This window comes from Streptomyces sp. NPDC001770 (assembly GCF_053596135.1).
Genome location: NZ_JBSFFN010000097.1, coordinates 1 through 2,690 on the forward strand (window position 1 = coordinate 1; position 2,690 = coordinate 2,690).

At 69.5% G+C, this 2,690-nt stretch carries 1 protein-coding gene; it reads right to left on the reverse strand.

Annotated elements, in window-relative coordinates; translation table 11 throughout:
* Positions 1-2,690: hypothetical protein (locus tag ACWCSV_RS34480; protein WP_451149199.1), on the reverse strand; the 2,690-nt coding region annotated here is incomplete at both ends.

Consider the following 2,690-nt stretch of genomic DNA (forward strand, 5'->3'; position numbering starts at 1 on the left):
CGCCGCAACGCCGCCAACTCCGGCATCCGACGCACCACCGCCACCAACTCCGCATCCGGCACCACCCGCACGGCCGACGAACCCGCCGCACCCGAAACCGCCACACCCGGAGCAACACCCCCGCCCGGCGCGTCCGACCGCTGCCGACGCACACCCTGCCGCCCCGCCGACCCCGCAGACCCCGCCGACCCCGCAGACCCCGCAGACCGCTCCCGCATCCGCTCCAGCTCGGCCGCCAACCGCTCAGGACCCGCCATCACCCCCCCGAGCCCACCGTCACGGACCAGCGCCCGCACCTCCTCGGCGAAACCAGGAGTCTCCAGAACACCCCGAGCCAGCTCCGACGAACCCAGCACGAGAGCCGCAAGCTCGGGCTGAGCATCCAACACCGCCGTCAACACATCGTCGGACAACACCGCCGACAACTCGGCACCCGAAACACCGACCGGCTCCGACGCCAGCACACCCACCAGCACCGAACGCCGACGCACATGCCGCAACAACCGAGCCGACTGCGACAACACCTCGGAAAGCACCGGCACCCGCACGAGCGCCCGCCACAACACCGTGTCCCCAGCAAGATCATCAACCAACGTACGACGCGCCCGCAGCACCGGAAGCAGCCCCGGATCGGCCCGAAGCCGTCGCGCGATCCCGGCGTCGTCACGCATGGCCTGCACCAGACGCGGCAGACCACCCAACACCGGCACCAGATCCGGCGTCCGCACCAGGTCCTGGGCCACCTCGGGCTGCTCACCCAGCAGCGCCCGTACGCCCTCATCACGCTCCAGCAGAGCCGTCAGCTGCTCCGAGCTCTCCATCGCCCCGACCAGCTCGGGCGTCCGCGCCACGAGCGGCAGAAGGCCAGGAGTCCGCAGCACCACCGAGGCCTGTCGCGGATAGTCCCTGAAGGTCTCCACGAGAGGTTCGTTCTCCAGCAGCGCCGCCGCGTCTCCGCCGGTCCGCAATACACCTGGGTTCTCCGTCAGCGCGTGGGAGAGCGCGGGCGAGATGACGAGTGCCTTGATGCGCTCCGGGCGCTCGGCCAGCGCCTGCACCATCGCGACACTGGACACCACGGCCCGTGCCGTGGACTCGGCAGCCTGCCATGCCCGGCCTTCGGCCCGCTGCCGTCCTTCGTTCAGGTGGAACAGATTGGCCAGGACGTTGACCAGGTAGGGGTTCGAACCGATTCCAGCTCTTATCTGCGGGTCGTCCGCCACGACTCCGCTGATCGCTTCGCTGGCCATCAGAAGCGTGAGTCCGCCGTGTCTGTCGCCCCGCAGCGCTCCCGGCAGGGTGTGCCTGATCTCGAAGGCGCGGATGTAATCCCGGTTCCGTCCCATGGCGTCGGCCTGATGCGCGAACGTCGGACTGGCGAGAGTCTGCGCCAAGGCCGGCACGTGGAGGAATCGGAGGTAGAGCCTGCCGTTCTCCCGCAGCCCTCGGGTCAGCACGGGCCGGTCGTACAGTGCCTTCATCGCGCTCTTGGTCCGGTCCGCCAGAAGTCCGATCAGCGCCGGCCGCTTCAGCAGGGTCGGCGTCATCTCGCCGTTCTGCAGCATCGCCAGGATGATGCCGAACTCACGGCCGACCGCGCCGCGCAGCTCCTTCAGCTCCTTCAGGGCGTGGAGTGCTTCCGCCGCAGTTCGGAGGTACCTCCCACGGTCCTGCGGTGCCGCGAGTTGCTCGATCACCTCGGGGATCCGCTCCGGCTCGTCCAGGATCGCCCTGGCCAGGCGGGCCGGGCCGGCCTCGACCGGAATGCCGGTGCTGGTGATGCTGACTTCGCCCATGGCCCGCACCGTCCTGGCGAACTCCTTCGCCGAGGACTGGCTCAGGGCCAGGTGTGCGCGCAGATTCTCGCCTTCCTTCACGTTCTCGAGGAACGTGTCCCGTGCCAGCGCGTCCGTCAGCAGGTCCGGGTTGGATGCCAGCGCCCTGACCAGGGCCAGACCGTCCTCGCTCTCCAGCACGGTCAGAAGACCGGTGTCCTCGAACAGCCGCGCCCAGTGCGGGGACGGCGTCACCGAGTTCTGGTGCTGGGAGAGTGTGCGCAGCAGCGCCGGACGATCCACCAGATGCGTGAGGAGTTCCGGCGATTCGTGCAGGGTCGCGGCCACGTGGCGGGTCGCCAGGGTCAGCTGGAGCAACGCCCCGTCATTCCTCAGCAGGGCATCCAGCGTCGACGGACTTCTGCGGAGAAGGGGCATGGCGAAGGGTTCACTGGCGACCAGCGAACCCAGACGCCCGTCCGTGCGCAGGGCTTCCTCGATCCCGGCGATTCCGTTGAGGGCTTCGCCCACCTCGGCATTGAAGTACGCGAGCTCCCGCGCAACGAGGTCCGAGAACGCAACGGACCGCATCACGGAATTCCTGGCCAGCATGTCGGCGAAGATCCGCCGCTTGTTCTGCGGTCCTGCCGCGGCGGTGCCGGGCTGCGAGAAGTGGTGAGCGGCCATGCCGGGCACGTTCGGGGCTCGCAGCAAGGTGCGCAGCAGGTTCTCGGTCAGCAGCGGCGATCCCTCCTTGAGCTGGGCACGCAGTCCCGCGTTCGCCGGCGCCAGTAGCCTGCGGTACTCGTGCGGCGCCCGAAGCAGGTCCGGATGCGCCAGCAGGACCGACACCAGGTCGGCGTCCAGCAGCGCCCGGCTCAGCTCACGCTCCCCCGCCACCGCGGCCCGCACCAT